Origin of the sequence: Sphingobium sp. YR768, from assembly GCF_900111125.1 — a bacterium.
GTDB lineage: Bacteria > Pseudomonadota > Alphaproteobacteria > Sphingomonadales > Sphingomonadaceae > Sphingobium.
In genome coordinates this window covers 16,696-33,220 of sequence record NZ_FOGE01000001.1, presented here as the reverse complement: position 1 = coordinate 33,220, position 16,525 = coordinate 16,696, and the positions used below count along the sequence as shown (strand labels likewise).

Here is a 16,525-nt window from a genome sequence, read left to right as displayed (position 1 = left end):
CTCCTGTTCTTCAAAAGAAGAAGAGAGCTTCGACAGGCTCAGCCCGAACGGGTCTGATAGGACATCCTCACTCTACCGGGCGAGGACGGTTCGGCAAGAGCCGCTTACTTGTCGCGCAGGCGCACCGGCAGGAAGATCGCCGGCTGGCCACGACGCAGCACCTGCAACAGGATGGCGTTGCGACCCTGTGCCGCCACGGCCTTGGCCTGTGCATCCAGTTGCGCCTGGGTGGCGACCGGCTGGTTGTTGGCGCTGATGATCACGTCGCCGCGACGCAGGCCCTTGGCGCCCGCATCGGTCGATCCGTCGACGGCGGTGATGACCACGCCCTTGGTGTCGGCGGCAACGCCCAGCTGACGGATGATGCCGGGCGTCAGCGGGATCGCCGAAATGCCCAGCGCCTGCTGCGTTGCCTGACCCGGATTCTGGTCCTGCTGGCTGAAATCATCATCGCCCTGCTGCTGGGCGAAGTTGTTCAGTTCATCTTCCGAAGGCCGTTCGCCCACGATCGCGGTCACCGTCTGGCGCTGGCCGTTGCGGATCAGCACGATCGGCACCTTCGCACCGATGCCCTGATTGGCGACGATGGAGGACAGATTCTGGTCGGCAGTCACTTCCTGACCGGCCACGCTGACGATCACGTCACCTGCCTTGATCCCGGCCTTTTCCGCGCCCTTGCCCGGTTCGACGCCCTGCACGAATTCGCCGCGATTCTTGGCAAGGCCCAGCGAGTCGGCCAGATCTTCGCCCAGCGGGCTGATCTGCACGCCCAGATAGCCGCGCTTGATGCTCTGGCCCTTGCGCAGCGTTTCGACGATCGGCGCCGCCTGCTCGGACGGAATGGCAAAGCCGATACCGACATTGCCGCCCGACGGCGACAGGATCTGGCTGTTGATGCCGATCACATTGCCGCGCATGTCGAACATCGGGCCACCGCTATTGCCCTGATTGATCGATGCGTCGGTCTGGATGAACTTGTCATAGCCCGACGTGCCGCCGGTATTGCGGTGCAGGGCGGAAATGATACCCGCCGTCACCGTGCCGGACAGGGCGAAGGGGTTGCCGATCGCGACCACCCAGTCGCCCACGCGCGCCTTGGTGCTGTCACCGAATTTCACGAAGGGCAGGGGCTTGGGCGATTCGATCTTCAGCACCGCCAGGTCTGTCGCGGGGTCGCGGCCGATCAGCTTGGCAGGGAATTCCTGCTTGTCGGTCAGCGTGACCGTGATCGAATCCACGCTGGCGCCTTCGGCACCGGCCGACACCACATGGTTGTTGGTGACGATATAGCCGTCAGCCGAGATGATGAAGCCCGAACCCAGCGACTGGGCCTGACGGGTCTGGGGCTGGCCGCCCTGACCCTGGCCGAACAGGTCGCCGAACGGCGTGCCGGCGAAGGGATTTTGCACCTTCACGCGCTGCTTGGTGGAGATATTGACCACGGCGGGTTGCAGCTTTTCGACCATGTCGGCCAGACTTGCGGGGGCGCCTGCCGGGGCCGCTGCCGTCAGTCCTTCATTCTGCGCGACCTGGGCGCCGACATTGGAACTGGTGGTGACGGCAATGGCGGTGCCGCCGAGCAGCAGGGCGCCGGTGATGGCATAAGCGTAACGCACTCGTGACGGTCCTCTTCAAAGCTTCGGGATAGGGAAGGCGGGACTTGGGGGGAGCCCCGACATGCGCCGCCTTGCCTTAACCCTCATTGAATGACGCTGGTTCCGTAATGATCCCCGTGGATCATGACGAAAGTTTAACGTCGTCCCTGGAATTGCCGCAGGAACTCATTGTCCGGCGACAGGATGATATTGGTCTGTCCGCTCCGCTCGGGCGCGAAGGTATAGCGATAGCTCTGCATGGCCCGATAGAAATCGTAGAATTGCGGGTCCTTGCCATAGCTTTCGGCATAGACGCGCGCCGCATTGGCATCCGCTTCGGCGCGGATGATCGCCGCCTGCTTGTTGCCCTGCGCCTCGATCGTCAGCGCTTCCTGCTCGCGCGCCGTCTTCATGCGGTTGAACGCGCTTTCCAGCGGCGCGCCGTCGGGCAGGTCGGCCCGCTTGATCCGCACGTCCACGATCTCCGCGCCATATTGGCGGGCGACACGGTTCAGGCCAGCTTCGATATTGTCCATCACCTGCCCGCGCTCGGGGCTGAGCAACGCGGCGAAGGGCCGCTTGCCCAATTCGTTGCGCAGGGCCGATCCCAGGATCGGGCGCAGCGCATCGGACACGCGCTCTTCGCTGCCTGCCGTAATATACATGCGCAGCGGATTGACGATGCGATAGCGGGCGAAGGCATCGACCTGCAACCGCAACTGATCGGTCGACAACACCTGCTGCCGCTCCATCTGGACGGACTGGACTCGCTTGTCGATCCAGACGATCTGATCGATGAACGGCGCGCGCAGGATGATACCCGCACCGGTCTGGCCGAACTTCTCATTCTCGCGATAGCGGTTGAAGATATATTGCGGACTACCGAAGCGGACGATCACGCCCTGCTTGGTTTCCGGTACGATCGCGACGGTGCTGCCCACAAGGATCAGCAGGACGAGCGCGATGATCGCAATGGTTACGGGATGACGCATCTTACTGGCCCTCCGTAACCGTGGTGCCCTGGGCAGGGGCCGCCTGCGCCCGGCGCTTCAATTCGGGCAGGGGCAGATAGGGCGTCACATTGCTACCTTCGACGATGGTCTTGTCGACATTGGCCAGCACACCCTCCATGGTTTCATAATACATGCGCCGACGCGTCACTTCGGGCGCCAGCCTATATTGTTCATAGACCTTGTCGAACGCTGCCGCCTGACCCTGCGCCTGCGCCGTCACCTGCTGCGCATTGGCGCGCGCCTTGTTGAGCAGGGACACCGCGGCCTGCTGCGCGGCCGACACGGCCTTGAAGGATTCGTTGACGGCGGCTGGCGGATCGGCCTGCTTGATCGCGACACCCTGAATCAGAATGCCCGACTTATAGCCGTTCAATATTTCCTGCATCCGCTGCTCGACCTGCTGCTCGATGCCGCTGCGGCCGGCGCCCAGCGCGTCGTCCAGCGTCACATTGGCCAGCACGGCGCGCATCGCGCTTTCCGCCACTTCCTTTACCGTCGCGTCCGGATCGGACAGCTGGAACAGGTAAAGTTCGGGATTGCGGATGTTCCAGCGCACCGAATAGGCAAGGTCGATGATATTCTGGTCGCCGGTCAGCACCAGATTTTCGCTCTCGGCGCTGACCGATCCGATATCGATGGTCCGGATTTCCTCGACGTCCACCGCGGTCACAGCCTCGAACGGCGCGGGCAGCGTCACGCTGATGCCCGGGGAGAGGGTGCGGCTATATTTGCCCAGGAAAGTCACGACGCCGCGTTCCTGCGGGCCGATCCGATGGATGCTGGTCAGCGCGATCCACAGCAGGAAGACCAGCCCTACGGCCAGCGGCCACAGCGCCTTGCCGGCTGCGCGCGGGGGCAGGCCGCCAAAGCCGCCGCCGCTTCCGCCGCCACCCGGGCCGAAGCTTTCGCGGCCACGCCGCAGCAATTCCTCGATCGCCGACGGGCCTTTCTGGCCGCCACCGCTGGGCTTGCCCGGCTGGGTCCACGGATTGCGCGGGCCGCCATCGCCGCCCTTTTGTCCGTCCCCGTCCGGTCCGTCATTCTTGCCCCCCCAGGGGCCCTGGACCATCGCTGCGATCGCGGGCATCCACCCGAAAATTCTTTTCATGCCCTCTTCTATAGGAAGGCTTATTCACGAAAAACAGTGCCAAAGACTGCGAAACTTTCCTACAGGGCGTCCCTATGACCGATCTAGCCGATTTTGCCGCCCGCCTGACCGCCCTGACCGACGGCCGCGCCAGCACCCCCCGCGTCAAGGAGGGGGTAATGACTTTGGCGCTGGAAGTCGGCGGCCTGTCGCCGGAACAGCGCGATGGCCTGGCCGCCGCAATCCGCGAAGGCGGGCTGACCGTGCCGGGCGTTACTGACGTACGGATCGCCCAGACGGCGGAAAGAAAAGTGGACGTGCCCAAGGAGGCACTGCGCATCCTCGCCGTCGCATCGGGCAAGGGGGGCGTGGGCAAATCGACCCTGTCCGCCAATCTCGCCGTCGCGCTGCACCGACTGGGTATCAGGGTCGGGCTGGTCGATGCCGATATCTATGGTCCGTCGCAGGCGAAGTTGATGGCGAGCGAAGACCAGAAGCCGGTCGCCCGCGACAAGAAGCTGGTGCCCGTCACCGGCGTCGCTGGCATTCCGATGCTGTCGATGGCGCATCTGGTGGAGCCGGGCAAGGCGCTCGCCTGGCGCGGGCCGATGGTCGGCAATGCGCTGACCCAGCTGATCGACGCCGAATGGGGCGACACGCAAGTGCTGGTGGTCGACATGCCGCCCGGCACCGGCGACATCCAGCTGACCATGGTCCAGAAGCACAAGCCCGCCGGCGCCGTGATCGTCTCCACGCCACAGGATCTGGCGCTGATCGACGCGACCCGCGCCGTCAGCCTGTTCAACCAGGCGGGCGTGCCGATGGTCGGGCTGGTCGAAAATATGGCCGGCTATGCCTGCCCCCATTGCGGCGAAGTGTCCGATCCCTTCGGTCAGGGCGGCGCGGAAAGCACGGCCGGCGACCTCGCCATGCCTTTCCTTGGCCGCATCCCGCTGGCGATCGACATCCGCCGTCGCTCCGACGCAGGCGATCCCCCGGCAGCCGGCGACGGCCCCCATGCCGACGCCTTCCACGCCATCGCGCAAAAGGTGGCGGACTGGCTGAACAAAGCGGTTTGATCCTTTATCCTCCCCGCTTGCGGGGAGTTCAACAGAGTCACGCGCCTCTGTTGAACAGCCGAAGGCTGACGGAGGGGGCGGGCGGTTATCCACTGCCTTGCGTCGGAGGAGAGCCCCCTCCACCACGCTGCACGTGGTCCCCCTCCCCGCAAGCGGGGAGGATTGCACTCCCCTCAAACCCGCAAATGCAGGAACTGGCTGAACCCGTTCACCCGATAGTCGCCGAACGGACCGCCATCCACGAAACCCTGCGCGCGATACAGCGCCAGCGCGGGGCCAAAGGCCGTCCCGCATCCCGTCTCCAGGCTCAGCCGCACCATGCCGCCATCGCGCGCTTCATCGATGATGTGGCGCAGCAACGCCCGCCCCACGCCCCGGCGCAGATAGTCGGGATGGGTGCGCATCGACTTGATCTCGCCATGCTCGGCATCGATCGCGCGCAACGCGCCGACCCCGGCTATATGCGCCCCATCCCACGCGCTCCACAGCCGCACGCCCGGCGCTTGCAGCCCCGACAGGTCCAGCGCGAACACCGCGTCTGCCGGGCTTTGCGCCTGCATCCCCGCCAGATGCAGCGCCAGCAGCGCGCGGGTCTGGGGATCGCTCAGATCGTCGGGGCGGATGGTGAACATGGCGCATGGCTATCGCGATCCGGCGCGAAAGGGAATGGCTTGCAACCGCGCGCCAGCTTCCCATCTCAGCAGCAAAGGAGACTGCGCATGCCGCTCACTCAGGCAGAGGATATCACCACGCTGCTTGGCGAAACCCGCACCATCGCGTTGGTCGGCATTTCCGACCGGCCCGGCCGCGCCAGCTACAGCGTGATGGCCCTTCTTCAGGACCATGGCTATCGCGTGCTGCCGGTCAATCCGCAGATTGCGGGCGAACATGTCCATGGCGAATTCGTCTGGGGCCGATTGTCGGATATCGGCGTACCGATCGACATGGTCGATATCTTCCGCCGCAGCGACGTGGCCGGCGAAGCGGTGGATGAAGCGATCGCGGCCGGGGCCAAGTCCGTCTGGATGCAGATCGGCGTCATCGATGAAGCCGCCGCCGCCCGCGCCGAGGCGGCCGGGTTGAAGGTCGTGATGGACCGCTGCCCGGCGATCGAGATACCGCGTCTGGGTATCGCACCGATAACTGCGGAATAACCCTAGGCAGCGCGCCAACGCCCCTCTATCAGGCAGGCATGGCGCGCGCACCGCGGAAGCATTCGGACAAGAGCGTCGGCAGGCGTGGGGGCATCGACCGGCGGACATTGCTGGTGGGCGGCGGCGCTGCCGCTGGCCTACTGCTGGCCTGGGGGCTGTGGCCCCGCACCTACCGCCCCAATCTCAACGCCGGGCCGGACGAGACGATCGTCAACGCCTTCCTGAAGATCGACCGGTCGGGCCAGATCATCGTCATCGTGCCGCAGACGGAAATGGGGCAGGGGGTCACGACCGTCCTGCCACAGATATTGGCCGACGAACTGGGCGCCGACTGGCGCACCGTCGCGGTGCAGAGTGCCCCGGTCAGCCCGCTCTATGCCAATGACCTGCTCGCGCGTCATTGGCTGGCGAGCGACTGGACCCGGCTGGTGGGTGGTGCGGGCGACTGGGCGATCAACCAATATGCGACCCGCAGCGCGCTGATGCTGACCGGCGGCGGCACCTCGGTCCCGATGTTCCATGATGCCTATCGCGATGCCGGCGCGGCGGCGCGGGTGCTGCTCTGCAAGGCGGCGGCGGCGCGCTGGTCCATCCCGTGGGAAAGCTGCGACATTCAGGATGGCATCATCAGCGATGGCGCGCAGCGGCGGATGAAGATCGGCGATGTGGTCGAGGAAGCGGCGAAATTCGACCTGCCCGACATATTGCCCTTCCGCCAAGGGCAGGACGGGCGCCTTTCCGGGCAGGATCTGCCGCGCCTCGATACCCCGTCAAAGATTGACGGCAGCCATAATTATGCCGCCGACATCCGTCTGCCCGACATGGTCTATGCCTCGATCCGGCAGGGGCCGATCGGGGACGCGCCCCTCGCCGGGCTGGACGAACGCTCGGCCGGCAGCGTCACCGGGTTCCTGAAGCTGGTGCGGCAGGACCGCTGGCTCGCGGCGGTCGCCAGCAATACATGGGCGGCGAACAAGGCGCTGGACCTTGCCGATCCGGTCTTCACCCTGCGCGGCCCGCCGGTCGACAGCGGTCGCATCGACGAAGCGCTGGAAAACGCCTTTTCCGGTTCATCCGGCCGCCGCCTTTACGCGCAGGGCGATCTCCTCCCGGTCTTCGAAGGCGCGACCATCCTCGCCAGCGAATATCAGGTCGATGCCGGCCTGCATCTGGCGGTCGAGCCGCCCTGCGCCACGGCCCGTATCTCCGATGATGGCGCCGAAGTCTGGATGGCGACGCAGGCCCCCGCTCTGGCCCGCGCCGCCATCGCCGACGCGCTCGGCCTCCGCGCGGATGCGGTCACGCTCTACCCGCTCCATGCCGGTGGTTCCTTCGGTCGCGCCATGGACTGGGACGCGGGCGTCCAGGCGGCGCTCATCGCCCGCGACATGGGGCGACCGGTCCAATTGCAATGGTCCCGGCTGGAAGACGTGATTCAGGATCGCCCCAGCGCCCCGGCCCATGCCCGCATGGCGGCCAAGCTCGGCCGCAACGGTGCGATCGAAGGCTGGCTGGCAAAGGTCGCCGCTCCCTGCGCCCTGACCCAGACATGGGCGCGCATCGCCGACCGCAAGCTGCCCCATGAAGCGGCCGAAGACGCTGCGGACAAGGCGACCCGCCTTGCCGTCGCCGGCATGGTGCCGCCCTATGCCATCCCCAACTGGGCGGTCGATCATTATCCCACCGATGTCGGCCTGCCGCTCGGCTTCATGCGCGGCAATGCGCGTCTGCACGGCGCCTTCTTCACCGAAAGCTTTATCGACGAACTGGCGCACCTCGCCAATATCGAGGCGATGTCCTTTCGCATTCAGATGCTGGGCGGCAATCCGCGCCTCGCCCATTGCCTGTCCACCGCCGCCGCGATGGGCGGCTGGCAGGGCGGCATAGCGGGCAGCGGGCAGGGGATCGCCACCCATATGATGGACGGCGCCTATGCTGCCGTCATGGTGGAGGCGGCGATGGAGGGCAACCGGCTCAGCGTCAGCCGCATCGTCGCCGCCGTCGATGCAGGCGATCAGGTCAATCCTGACATTGCCCGGCAACAGATCGAAAGCGGCCTCATCTATGGCCTTGCCTACGCGATGGGCGCGTCCGTGCCCTATGAGCGGGGCCTCCCGACCCGTGCGATTCTGGGCCGCATGAACCTGCCCCGGCTGGCCGATATCGGCGAAGTGACGGTGGAACTGATGCGCAGCACCGCCGATCCGACCGGCGTCAGCGATCTCGCCGCCCCGCTGGTCGCTCCCGCGATCGCCAACGCCCTCTATACCTGGACCGGCCAGCGTCTGCGCAGCCTGCCGCTTGTGGGAACTGCATGAAACCGACCGACCATCCCGCCATATCCGCGCCGCGTGTGGGCATCCTGCTGATCAACCTCGGCACGCCGGACGCGCCGGATGCGCGATCGGTGCGCCGTTATCTGGCCGAATTCCTGTCAGACCCGCGCGTGGTGGAAATCCCTCAACTGGTCTGGCAGCCGATCCTGCGGGGCGTGATCCTGACGACCCGGCCCAAGAAATCCGCCCATGCCTATCAACAGGTGTGGACCGATGAAGGATCGCCGCTCGCCGTCCATACCCGCGCCACCGCCCGTGCGCTGCAACAGGCGATGCCGCAGGTGAGCGTCGACTGGGCGATGCGCTATGGCAATCCCGCCATAGCCGATCGGCTGGCGGCGATGAAGGCGGCCGGTTGCGATCGTATCCTGCTGGCGCCGCTCTATCCGCAATATAGCGCGGCGACGACCGCCACTGCCAATGACGCCGCCTTTGCCGCGCTTCGGGCGATGCGCTGGCAACCCGCGATCCGCACCCTGCCGCCTTATCATGACGACCCGGCCTATATCGACGCGCTGAAAAGCTCGATCGAAGCAAGTCTGGCGAAGCTGGACTTCACGCCCGACGCGCTGCTGGCCAGTTTCCACGGCATGCCCGAACGCACTTTGCATCTGGGCGATCCCTATCATTGTCAGGCGATGAAGACGGTCCGCCTGCTGCGCGAGGCTCTGTCGCTGCCCGTGCATATGAGCTTTCAGTCGCGTTTCGGCCGGGCAAAATGGCTGGAACCGGAAACAGAAGCGACGCTCACCGATCTGGTTAAAAATAATGTCCGCAATATTGCTGTAATAACGCCGGGTTTCTCGGCGGACTGCCTTGAGACATTAGAGGAAATCGCGCTGCGCGCGAAAGATGTTTTTTTGGCGCAAGGCGGCGAAAAATTTGCCTTTTTGCCCTGTTTAAACGCGTCGCCCGACGCTATCACTCTGTATCAGAGGCTGATGAGCCGCGAACTTTCGGGTTGGATCGACTGACCCCCTATTGGAAGAGGACGCTGATATGTCGAAGGTGGCGATCGTGACAGGCGGAACGCGAGGTATCGGCGAAGCGATCAGTCTGGCGCTACAGGAATTGGGGTATAAGGTTGCCGCCAACTATGCCGGCAATGAGGAAAAGGCGAAGGCCTTTACCGACAAGACCGGGATCGCTGCGTTCAAATGGGATGTGGGCGATCATCAGGCCTGCCTTGATGGCTGCGCCGCGGTGGCAGAAGCGCTCGGCCCGGTCGATATCGTCGTCAACAATGCCGGCATCACCCGCGACGGCGTGCTCGCGAAGATGAGCTTCGACGACTGGAATGAAGTGATGCGCATCAATCTGGGCGGTTGCTTCAACATGGCCAAGGCGACCTTTGGCGGTATGCGCGAACGCAATTGGGGCCGCATCGTCAATATCGGCTCGATCAACGGTCAGGCCGGTCAATATGGCCAGGTCAACTATGCCGCCGCCAAGTCGGGCATCCATGGCTTTACCAAGGCGCTGGCCCAGGAAGGCGCCAAATATGGCGTCACCGTCAACGCGATCGCGCCCGGCTATATCGATACGGACATGGTCGCTGCCGTGCCCGCCGCAGTGTTGGAAAAGATCGTCGCCAAGATTCCCGTCGGCCGTCTTGGCCAGGCGCATGAAATCGCGCGCGGCGTGGCGTTCTTCTGCAGCGAGGATGGCGGCTTCGTGACCGGCAGCACGCTGTCGATCAACGGCGGCCAGCACATGTACTGATGCGTCAGGGCGGCCCTGTCGAGCCCTCCGGGCCGCCCTTCGCTCCGCCTGTGAAGCGGAGCGTCACCATCGCCGGTCATCAGACGGCGATCAGCCTCGAACCAATCTTCTGGGATGCGCTGCGACAGGCGGCGGTCGATGAAAATGTGCCGATCAATGCCCTGATCGCGCGCATCGATGTTGCGCGCCTTGCCGCCAATCCTGCCCCCAATCTGGCCAGCGCCATCCGCTGCTGGCTGTTCGATCATATGCTTCCGCGACAATGATAAGAATCATTATCATTAACATTGACAGTAAGATCGATTCTCAATAGCAGGCCCTCAATTGCTACAGAGGGGTCTGTTTTTCATGAGTAAAGCCGCATCCGCAACATCCTTCCTCGCGCTCAGCTGCGTTGGCGCCCTTGCCTTCGCCTCGACTGGCCAGGCGCAGGACACTGATCAGGGTCAGAAGCTGGGTGGCGTTACCGTCACCGATAGCGCGATCGACGAACCGCAGATAAAGGTCGAAAAGGCGGAATCGCCCAAATATACCCGCCCGCTGCTGGATATGCCGCAAACCATCACGGTGATCGGCAACCAGACCATCCAGAAGCAGAATCTGTTGACCCTGCGCGACGTGCTGTCCACCATTCCGGGCATCACCTTCGGCGCGGGCGAAGGCGGCGGCGGCTATGGCGACAGCATCAACCTGCGCGGCCAGAGCGCCAATACCGACATCAGCATCGATGGCGTGCGCGACAGTGCGCAATATAGCCGCACCGATCCGTTCAATGTCGAACAGATCGAAGTCACCAACGGCTCCAACTCGGTCTATGGCGGGTCGGGCGCGATCGGCGGCAATATCAATATCGTCACCAAGCGTCCCAAGGCGGGGGATGAAACGCTGGTTCAGGCCGGCATCGGCACGTCCGACTATTATCGCGCCACGATCGACAGCAATGTGCGCGTGTCGGATTTCGCGGCCGTGCGCCTCAACGCCATGTATCATGAAAATGACGTCGCCCGCCGCGACTTCGACCGCTATGAACGCTGGGGCGTAGCCCCGTCGGTCAAGCTCGGCATCGATGGCCCGACCTCGCTGACTTTGCTCTACACGCATCAGGAAGACAAGAATACGCCGCTCTATGGCGTGCCTTATTACAAGAATGCGCTCTATGACGGTCCTCTGCCCGGCGTCCCCTATAGCGGTTATTATGGCTACAAGAATCTGGATCGTCAGGATCAGACGATCGATCAGGCGACCGTCATCTTCGATCACCGCTTCAGCGACATCGTTGCCGTCCGTAACCTGTCGCGCTGGCAGCGTGTCGAACAGAATCTGGTGGTCGATCCGCCGCAGGGCACTTACTGCCTTGCCAATGGCCAGACGCCCACGGGCGCGGCCTGCGGCACCGGCCAGGTGGCAGGCGCCTATTATCCCAGCGGCCCGCGCGGCGGCTATCGGGACTCGGTCAACCAGACGCTCTATAATCAGGTCGATCTGACCTTCACCATTCCGGGCGGTCATTCGCTGGTGCTGGGCACCTCGATGCTCCAGGAAGATTACACGCTCAACAACGGCAACGTCCTGCGCAATGCGGGCGGCGCCACGCCCAATCCTACGCTGGACCCGATCAATATCGGCAATCCCGACGGCATCTATACCGGTCCGGTGAACAAGATCCGGTCCGGCCATCAGGATGGCGATTTGTTCAATATCGCGGCCTATGCCTTCGCGGCGGTCAAGCTGGTCGACAAGCTGGAACTGAATGGCGGCGTCCGCTTCGAACATAATCGCGCGAAATTCCGTTCCGACACCATCGCCACCCCGGCAACCGGTGGCGCCTACACCACCGGCCCGCAGCAAAATGCCACGGACGATCTCTTCTCCTACCGCGTCGGCCTGGTCTATAAGCCGGTCGAACATGCCAGCCTCTATCTGGCCTATGGCAATTCGAAGATGCCCACGGCGACGACGGTCCGCTCGGGCTGCGGCCTGGTGATCATCGGCACCGGCGGCGCCAACAATGCCTGCGAAGCCAAGCCCGAACAGGCGGTGAATTATGAAATCGGCGGCAAGATCGACCTGTTCGATGCCCGCCTCCAGTTGACGGCGGCTGTGTTCCGCAACGAGCGCACCAATTATCGCGTCGCCAGCAACGATCCGCTGATCGGCACGCTGCCGGTCAATGACGGCCGCAACCGCGTCGATGGCGTGACGCTGGGCGCCACCGGCAACATCACCGACGCCTGGTCGATCTTCGCCAACTATACCTATCTCGACAGCAAGGTGATCCAGAGCATCTCGGATTATCAGCAGGGGCAGGGCGTTGTCGATGCGCAGGCCGGTAATCCGCTGACCAACACGCCCAAACATTCGGGCAGCCTGTTCACCACCTACACGCTGCCCTTCGGCTTGCAGCTGGGTTATGGCCTGACCTATCAGGGCAGCTTCTACCTGAACAATGCGCAGACGACGCCGACCACGGTCCTTTACAAGTCGGACGACTATCTGGTGCACCGCGCCATGCTGTCCTACCCCGTTACCGACAAGTTCAGCGCACAGCTCAACGTTCAGAACTTCACGAACGAGAAATATTACACCAACATTCGGAACAATGGCTGGGCCAATCCGGGTGAGGGCCGTTCCTGGGTGCTGACCCTGGGCTACAAGCTCTAACTTTAGACCTAAGACCCCCCGGCACGTCCCGGCCGGGGTCCGGGCGGGCGGCGACACACTCCTGGCTATTGGCCAGACTCCTCGAGTCGCCGCCCGCTCAAATTTGCTGAATCATTGCCAGCGGAAACATCGCAATTGATTCGCATTATGGTTCTCGCTATGGGCCGGGGAAGGGAGGCGCTGCCATGCTGCAAGCTGCAAGCCAGCCGTTTGACGATTATGAACCCGACCTGCGGCAGGATCTGCCTCATGCCCCTGCGGGCGCAGCGTCGGCGGTCCCGTCCTCGTCCCCCGTCACGGAACGCTATGGCGCTAAGGGCCGTCCGAATATTCCCGCGATCGTCGCGATCATTGTCGTCCATGCCTTGCTGATCGGCGCGCTGATTCAGGTGCGCAACCATGTGCAGCGCATGGAGGAGGCGAAGCTGACGGTGGTCAATCTCAGCCCGCCGCCACCCCCGCCGCCCGCTGCCGAAACGCCGCCCCCGCCCGCCAAGCCGGAAGTCGTGTCCCCGCTACCGATCGTGCAGACGCCGGTTCCGCCGGCGCCGCAGGTGCAGACCACGCCCGATCCCACCCCGGTCCCGACTCCCGCGCCTGTTGCCGTCGCAGTGCCCGGTCCGCCAGCGCCCGTCGCGCCGCCGGCCCCGCCCAGCATGGTGCAGGGTGGCGATCTCGGCACGCAGATGGTGGCCGGAAAGCCGCCGCGCTACCCGATCGAAAGCCGCCGTAAACATGAGCAGGGCACGGTCGTCCTCACGCTGATCCTTGGCGTGGACGGTGCCGTCGAAACGCTGGTCGTGTCGCAGAGCAGCGGCTCGCCCCGGCTGGACAATGCTGCGCGCGACGCGGTGAAGGGCTGGCGCTGGAAGCCGACCATCCGCGGCGGGCAACCGGTGCGGGTCAAGGGCGTCGTCGAAATCCCCTTCGTCTTGCGAACCGACGCCGCCTGACGCACAGGCTGTTGCACCATGCTGATCGCCATTCCCGACCTGATCGACGCGCCCGGCGTCGCCGCCATTCGCGCCATCATCGACGCTGCCGAATGGGTGGACGGCAATGCCACCTCCGGCCATCAGTCCGCGCTGGTGAAGCGCAACATGCAATTGCCGGAGGACTGCGCCGCAGCCCGGCAGGCGGGGCAGATGGTGCTCGATGCGCTGGGCCGATCGCCACTGTTCATCGCCGCCGCGTTGCCGCTGCGGATTTTCCCGCCTTTCTTCAACAGCTATGCCAGTGGTCAGGCGTTCGGCCTGCATGTCGACAATGCGATGCGCATGCAGCCGGGCACCGGCATGCGCATCCGCTCCGACCTGTCGATCACTGTCTTTCTGGAGGAACCCGACGCCTATGATGGCGGGGAACTGACCATCGAAACCCTGTTCGGCGTGCAGCAGGTGAAGCTGCCGGCCGGCCATGCGGTCCTCTATCCTTCCTCCTCGCTGCACCGGGTCGAACCCGTCACGCGCGGGCGGCGCGTGGCCAGCTTCTTCTGGGTCCAGTCGATGATCCGCGACGACAGCGCTCGCCAGATGCTGTTCGACCTCGACCGCAGCGTACAGGGCGTCGCGGCGGATCTGGGGCAGGATCATTCCGAAGTCGTTCGCCTGACCGGCCTCTATCACAATCTCCTGCGCCGCTGGGCCGACGCCTGAAAAGTGCGCTGCGGTTAGCGACCAAAGGCAGACGTAAATCCTCCCCGCGCGTAGCGGGGGGAGGGGGACCGTTCGCGTAGCGAATGGTGGAGGGGAAATGGCGCAGCATTGCGCATTTCCCCTCCACCGCCTTCGGCGGTCCCCCTCCCCAAGCGAGCTTGGGGAGGATTAGGGGATAGTCTCTTAACCATCCAAATCTGTCCTACCGATCCCCGCCTTGCTAAGGCTTCAGCCATTCTGTCTCACGCCGGACAGGCTCGCAGACCTAGAAATAAAATTTCCTACTTCTGTTTCAATATGTCGAGATTCGCGGGACATATGCGAAGTTAAGCGCCGCTGTTCCTATTTTCTCACGCCAGCATAGCCGCCAGCCGGGGCGTCATATATTCCTGCGCGCCGGCCGATGTCCGCAGCACCAGCCGGGCGGCCAGATCGTGGCGGGTGGCCAGTTGCATGCCCTTGTCCGGCCCCATCACGGTGATCGCGGTCGCCCAGGCGTCGGCCATCATCGTCTGTTCGTGCAGCACCGTGACCGATGCGACACCCTGCATGATCGGCGCGCCTGTGGCTGGATCGATGCTGTGGGACAGGCGGCTCCCGCCTTCCAGCCGGAAGCGGCGATAGTCGCCCGATGTCGCGACGGCGAGGTGGCACAGCGCAACCCGCAGCGTCGGCACAATCAGGTCCGGTGGCGCCTCGACATCCACCCACCAGGGCTGCATGTCGGGCCTGATGCCATCGCCGCGCAATTCCCCGCCAATCTCGACGAGAAAGTGGACGATGCCCAGCACACGGAGTTCCGCCGCGACCGCATCGACGGCAAAGCCCTTGGCAATGCCGGAAAAATCCAGCGTCACGTCCGCCAGTCGGCGCGCCCGCCCGCCATCGAGTTCGATGCAACTCCACGGCGCGGGGATGACCGTCGACACGGACTGCGCGCCGGGACCGAAGCCCCATTGGTCGACCAGCCGACCGATGGCGGGGTCGAAGGCGCCACCCGACAGCCGCGCCATTTCCAGCCCGGCGGCCAGCACCGTCCGCATCTCATCCGGGATCGGCACCCATGCGCCCGCTGCCAGCCGGTTGAAGCGGCTGATGACGGAGTCCGGCTCCCAATTACTCATCTGCGCGATAATGCGCGCCAGCACCGCCTCGATCGCAGCCTGACAGCCCGCTGGCGGATCGACGATCTGCGCCGACCAGCTTGTCCCCATGGTGGGGCCGCCAAATGCGACGATAGCGCCCGAAGGCTGCCGCCCGGCAAAATGCTCGGGCGACAGGTCGGGCGCTATCGCGACACGGGTAAAGCCGGGATGGGACGCTGTCAGGGCGCCAGCACTTCCAGCGTGGTGATGTAGGAGGTGCGGCGCTGCGGCGGACCGGCGGGCGCCTGCGGACGCGGGCCCTGTGGGGCGCCGGCACCGGGGCCGCCAGGAGCACCCGGACCGCCGGGGCCACCTTCGCCACCGCCCTCACGGCCGCCGCCCAGGCTGGCGTTCAGCCAGTACATGCCCGGCGTCGGCCACTTTACCGACACCTTGCCATCCTTGTCGGCGGTCAGGTCCATCTGGCCCAGCGCGTCGCGATAGCGAATGCCGCCGGGGATGACGGTGACCTTCAGGCCCGCTGCCGGCTTGCCGTCCAGCAGGAACTGGAAGGTCGCGGCTTCGCCCGACACCAGATCATTGGGGTGGGTCACGGGGACGAATTCGATGCCCTCGCCGGTCGGCTTGAAGATGGTGCTGGTCGGCGCGCCCAGCGTCACGAAAATCTCGTTGCGGTTGGACATTTCGGCGGTCTGAACGTCGGTCGCTCCGGCGGGAATGGCGCTCGCCAGCTTATCCTTGGTCGTGCCGCGCGGCAGCCGTTCCTGCTTGCCGTTCAGCATATAGCTGCCCATCACGCCGGTCGAAACATTGGCGATGCGATAGGTGCCCGGTTTGGTCAGATGCACGTCGAAGGTCGACCGATATTTGCCCTTGGCGGCATTTTCGATCTTGCCGGTCGCGCCGTCGGGCTCGGTCACGGCGATATTGTCCGTGCCCATCGGGAAATGTTCGAAATAGAAAAGGTCGTTGGAGACCGCCGCGTCTACCGTGACCCAGCTATCGGCGCCCGACAGGGTGGTGGACGATGGCAGCATCCACTGGCGGTGCGCCTGCGCCGCGCCGGACAGCATCAGGGCGGCTATTGCGCCCGCGATCAGATATTTGGCCTTCATGG

At 64.6% G+C, this 16,525-nt stretch carries 15 protein-coding genes; 9 read left to right on the top strand and 6 right to left on the bottom strand.

Annotation, left to right across the window (positions count from 1 at the left end):
- Positions 1 to 104: 104 nt before the first annotated feature.
- The 3 genes from BMX92_RS00135 to hflK all read right to left on the bottom strand — a co-directional run bounded on the left by BMX92_RS00135 (position 105) and on the right by hflK (position 3,716).
- Entirely contained in the window at positions 105 to 1,616 is a 1,512-nt protein-coding gene (locus BMX92_RS00135; protein WP_093010284.1) for a Do family serine endopeptidase, read from the bottom strand.
- Between the two features lie 134 nt (positions 1,617 to 1,750).
- Positions 1,751 to 2,587, bottom strand: a complete 837-nt coding sequence (gene hflC / locus BMX92_RS00130) for a protease modulator HflC (protein ID WP_093010282.1) — start codon at positions 2,585 to 2,587, stop codon at positions 1,751 to 1,753.
- Position 2,588: 1 nt separating this feature from the next.
- Positions 2,589 to 3,716, bottom strand: coding sequence for an FtsH protease activity modulator HflK (hflK, locus tag BMX92_RS00125; protein ID WP_256213222.1), 1,128 nt, complete (start codon positions 3,714 to 3,716; stop codon positions 2,589 to 2,591).
- A gap of 74 nt (positions 3,717 to 3,790) precedes the next feature.
- Between hflK and BMX92_RS00120 the strand changes: the two genes are divergently transcribed.
- Positions 3,791 to 4,774 carry an Mrp/NBP35 family ATP-binding protein gene (locus tag BMX92_RS00120; protein WP_093010278.1) on the top strand — a complete coding sequence of 328 codons (984 nt, stop codon included), beginning with the start codon at positions 3,791 to 3,793 and terminating at the stop codon, positions 4,772 to 4,774.
- Between the two features lie 173 nt (positions 4,775 to 4,947).
- Here the strand turns inward: BMX92_RS00120 and BMX92_RS00115 are convergent, their stop codons facing one another.
- Entirely contained in the window at positions 4,948 to 5,406 is a 459-nt protein-coding gene (locus BMX92_RS00115) for a GNAT family N-acetyltransferase (RefSeq protein ID WP_093010276.1), read from the bottom strand.
- 87 nt (positions 5,407 to 5,493) lie between these two features.
- Between BMX92_RS00115 and BMX92_RS00110 the strand changes: the two genes are divergently transcribed.
- The 8 genes from BMX92_RS00110 to BMX92_RS00075 all read left to right on the top strand — a co-directional run bounded on the left by BMX92_RS00110 (position 5,494) and on the right by BMX92_RS00075 (position 14,302).
- Positions 5,494 to 5,928 carry a CoA-binding protein gene (locus BMX92_RS00110; RefSeq protein ID WP_093010274.1) on the top strand — a complete coding sequence of 145 codons (435 nt, stop codon included), beginning with the start codon at positions 5,494 to 5,496 and terminating at the stop codon, positions 5,926 to 5,928.
- Between the two features lie 38 nt (positions 5,929 to 5,966).
- Positions 5,967 to 8,246 (top strand): molybdopterin cofactor-binding domain-containing protein, encoded by a 2,280-nt coding sequence (locus BMX92_RS00105; RefSeq protein WP_093010272.1) that lies wholly within the window; start codon positions 5,967 to 5,969, stop codon positions 8,244 to 8,246.
- Entirely contained in the window at positions 8,243 to 9,238 is a 996-nt protein-coding gene (gene hemH / locus BMX92_RS00100) for a ferrochelatase (protein ID WP_093010270.1), read from the top strand. Before BMX92_RS00105 ends, hemH begins: the two co-directional genes overlap by 4 nt.
- A 25-nt stretch (positions 9,239 to 9,263) precedes the next feature.
- Entirely contained in the window at positions 9,264 to 9,986 is a 723-nt protein-coding gene (phbB, locus tag BMX92_RS00095) for an acetoacetyl-CoA reductase (RefSeq protein ID WP_093010268.1), read from the top strand.
- Entirely contained in the window at positions 9,986 to 10,252 is a 267-nt protein-coding gene (locus BMX92_RS00090; protein ID WP_093010266.1) for a ribbon-helix-helix domain-containing protein, read from the top strand. The genes phbB and BMX92_RS00090 overlap by 1 nt, the downstream gene beginning before the upstream one ends.
- 82 nt (positions 10,253 to 10,334) lie before the next feature.
- Positions 10,335 to 12,647: a TonB-dependent receptor gene (locus tag BMX92_RS00085; protein WP_093010264.1), complete on the top strand. Its 2,313-nt coding sequence runs from the start codon at positions 10,335 to 10,337 to the stop codon at positions 12,645 to 12,647.
- Positions 12,648 to 12,832: 185 nt separating this feature from the next.
- On the top strand, positions 12,833 to 13,600 hold the full coding sequence (locus BMX92_RS00080) for an energy transducer TonB (protein WP_093010261.1): 768 nt from the start codon (positions 12,833 to 12,835) through the stop codon (positions 13,598 to 13,600).
- A gap of 18 nt (positions 13,601 to 13,618) precedes the next feature.
- Entirely contained in the window at positions 13,619 to 14,302 is a 684-nt protein-coding gene (locus BMX92_RS00075; RefSeq protein WP_093010259.1) for a Fe2+-dependent dioxygenase, read from the top strand.
- Between the two features lie 350 nt (positions 14,303 to 14,652).
- On the opposite strand, the gene BMX92_RS00070 is transcribed toward BMX92_RS00075, so the two are convergent.
- Positions 14,653 to 15,516: an FAD:protein FMN transferase gene (locus tag BMX92_RS00070; RefSeq protein ID WP_093010257.1), complete on the bottom strand. Its 864-nt coding sequence runs from the start codon at positions 15,514 to 15,516 to the stop codon at positions 14,653 to 14,655.
- A 110-nt stretch (positions 15,517 to 15,626) separates the two neighbouring features.
- The gene (locus tag BMX92_RS00065; protein ID WP_093010255.1) at positions 15,627 to 16,523 is read right to left on the bottom strand and encodes a DUF4198 domain-containing protein; all 897 of its coding nucleotides are present in this window, start codon (positions 16,521 to 16,523) and stop codon (positions 15,627 to 15,629) included.
- Positions 16,524 to 16,525 lie beyond the last annotated feature (2 nt).

Excerpts from the sequence above, each read along its gene's own strand:
- hflC (WP_093010282.1), bottom strand. The coding sequence starts at position 2,587 with ATGCGTCATCCCGTAACCATTGCGATCATCGCGCTCGTCCTGCTGATC.
- hflK (WP_256213222.1), bottom strand. The coding sequence starts at position 3,716 with ATGAAAAGAATTTTCGGGTGGATGCCCGCGATCGCAGCGATGGTCCAG.
- BMX92_RS00120 (WP_093010278.1), top strand. The coding sequence starts at position 3,791 with ATGACCGATCTAGCCGATTTTGCCGCCCGCCTGACCGCCCTGACCGAC.
- BMX92_RS00115 (WP_093010276.1), bottom strand. The coding sequence starts at position 5,406 with ATGTTCACCATCCGCCCCGACGATCTGAGCGATCCCCAGACCCGCGCG.
- BMX92_RS00110 (WP_093010274.1), top strand. The coding sequence starts at position 5,494 with ATGCCGCTCACTCAGGCAGAGGATATCACCACGCTGCTTGGCGAAACC.
- BMX92_RS00105 (WP_093010272.1), top strand. The coding sequence starts at position 5,967 with ATGGCGCGCGCACCGCGGAAGCATTCGGACAAGAGCGTCGGCAGGCGT.
- hemH (WP_093010270.1), top strand. The coding sequence starts at position 8,243 with ATGAAACCGACCGACCATCCCGCCATATCCGCGCCGCGTGTGGGCATC.
- phbB (WP_093010268.1), top strand. The coding sequence starts at position 9,264 with ATGTCGAAGGTGGCGATCGTGACAGGCGGAACGCGAGGTATCGGCGAA.
- BMX92_RS00090 (WP_093010266.1), top strand. The coding sequence starts at position 9,986 with ATGCGTCAGGGCGGCCCTGTCGAGCCCTCCGGGCCGCCCTTCGCTCCG.
- BMX92_RS00085 (WP_093010264.1), top strand. The coding sequence starts at position 10,335 with ATGAGTAAAGCCGCATCCGCAACATCCTTCCTCGCGCTCAGCTGCGTT.
- BMX92_RS00080 (WP_093010261.1), top strand. The coding sequence starts at position 12,833 with ATGCTGCAAGCTGCAAGCCAGCCGTTTGACGATTATGAACCCGACCTG.
- BMX92_RS00075 (WP_093010259.1), top strand. The coding sequence starts at position 13,619 with ATGCTGATCGCCATTCCCGACCTGATCGACGCGCCCGGCGTCGCCGCC.
- BMX92_RS00070 (WP_093010257.1), bottom strand. The coding sequence starts at position 15,516 with ATGGGGACAAGCTGGTCGGCGCAGATCGTCGATCCGCCAGCGGGCTGT.
- BMX92_RS00065 (WP_093010255.1), bottom strand. The coding sequence starts at position 16,523 with ATGAAGGCCAAATATCTGATCGCGGGCGCAATAGCCGCCCTGATGCTG.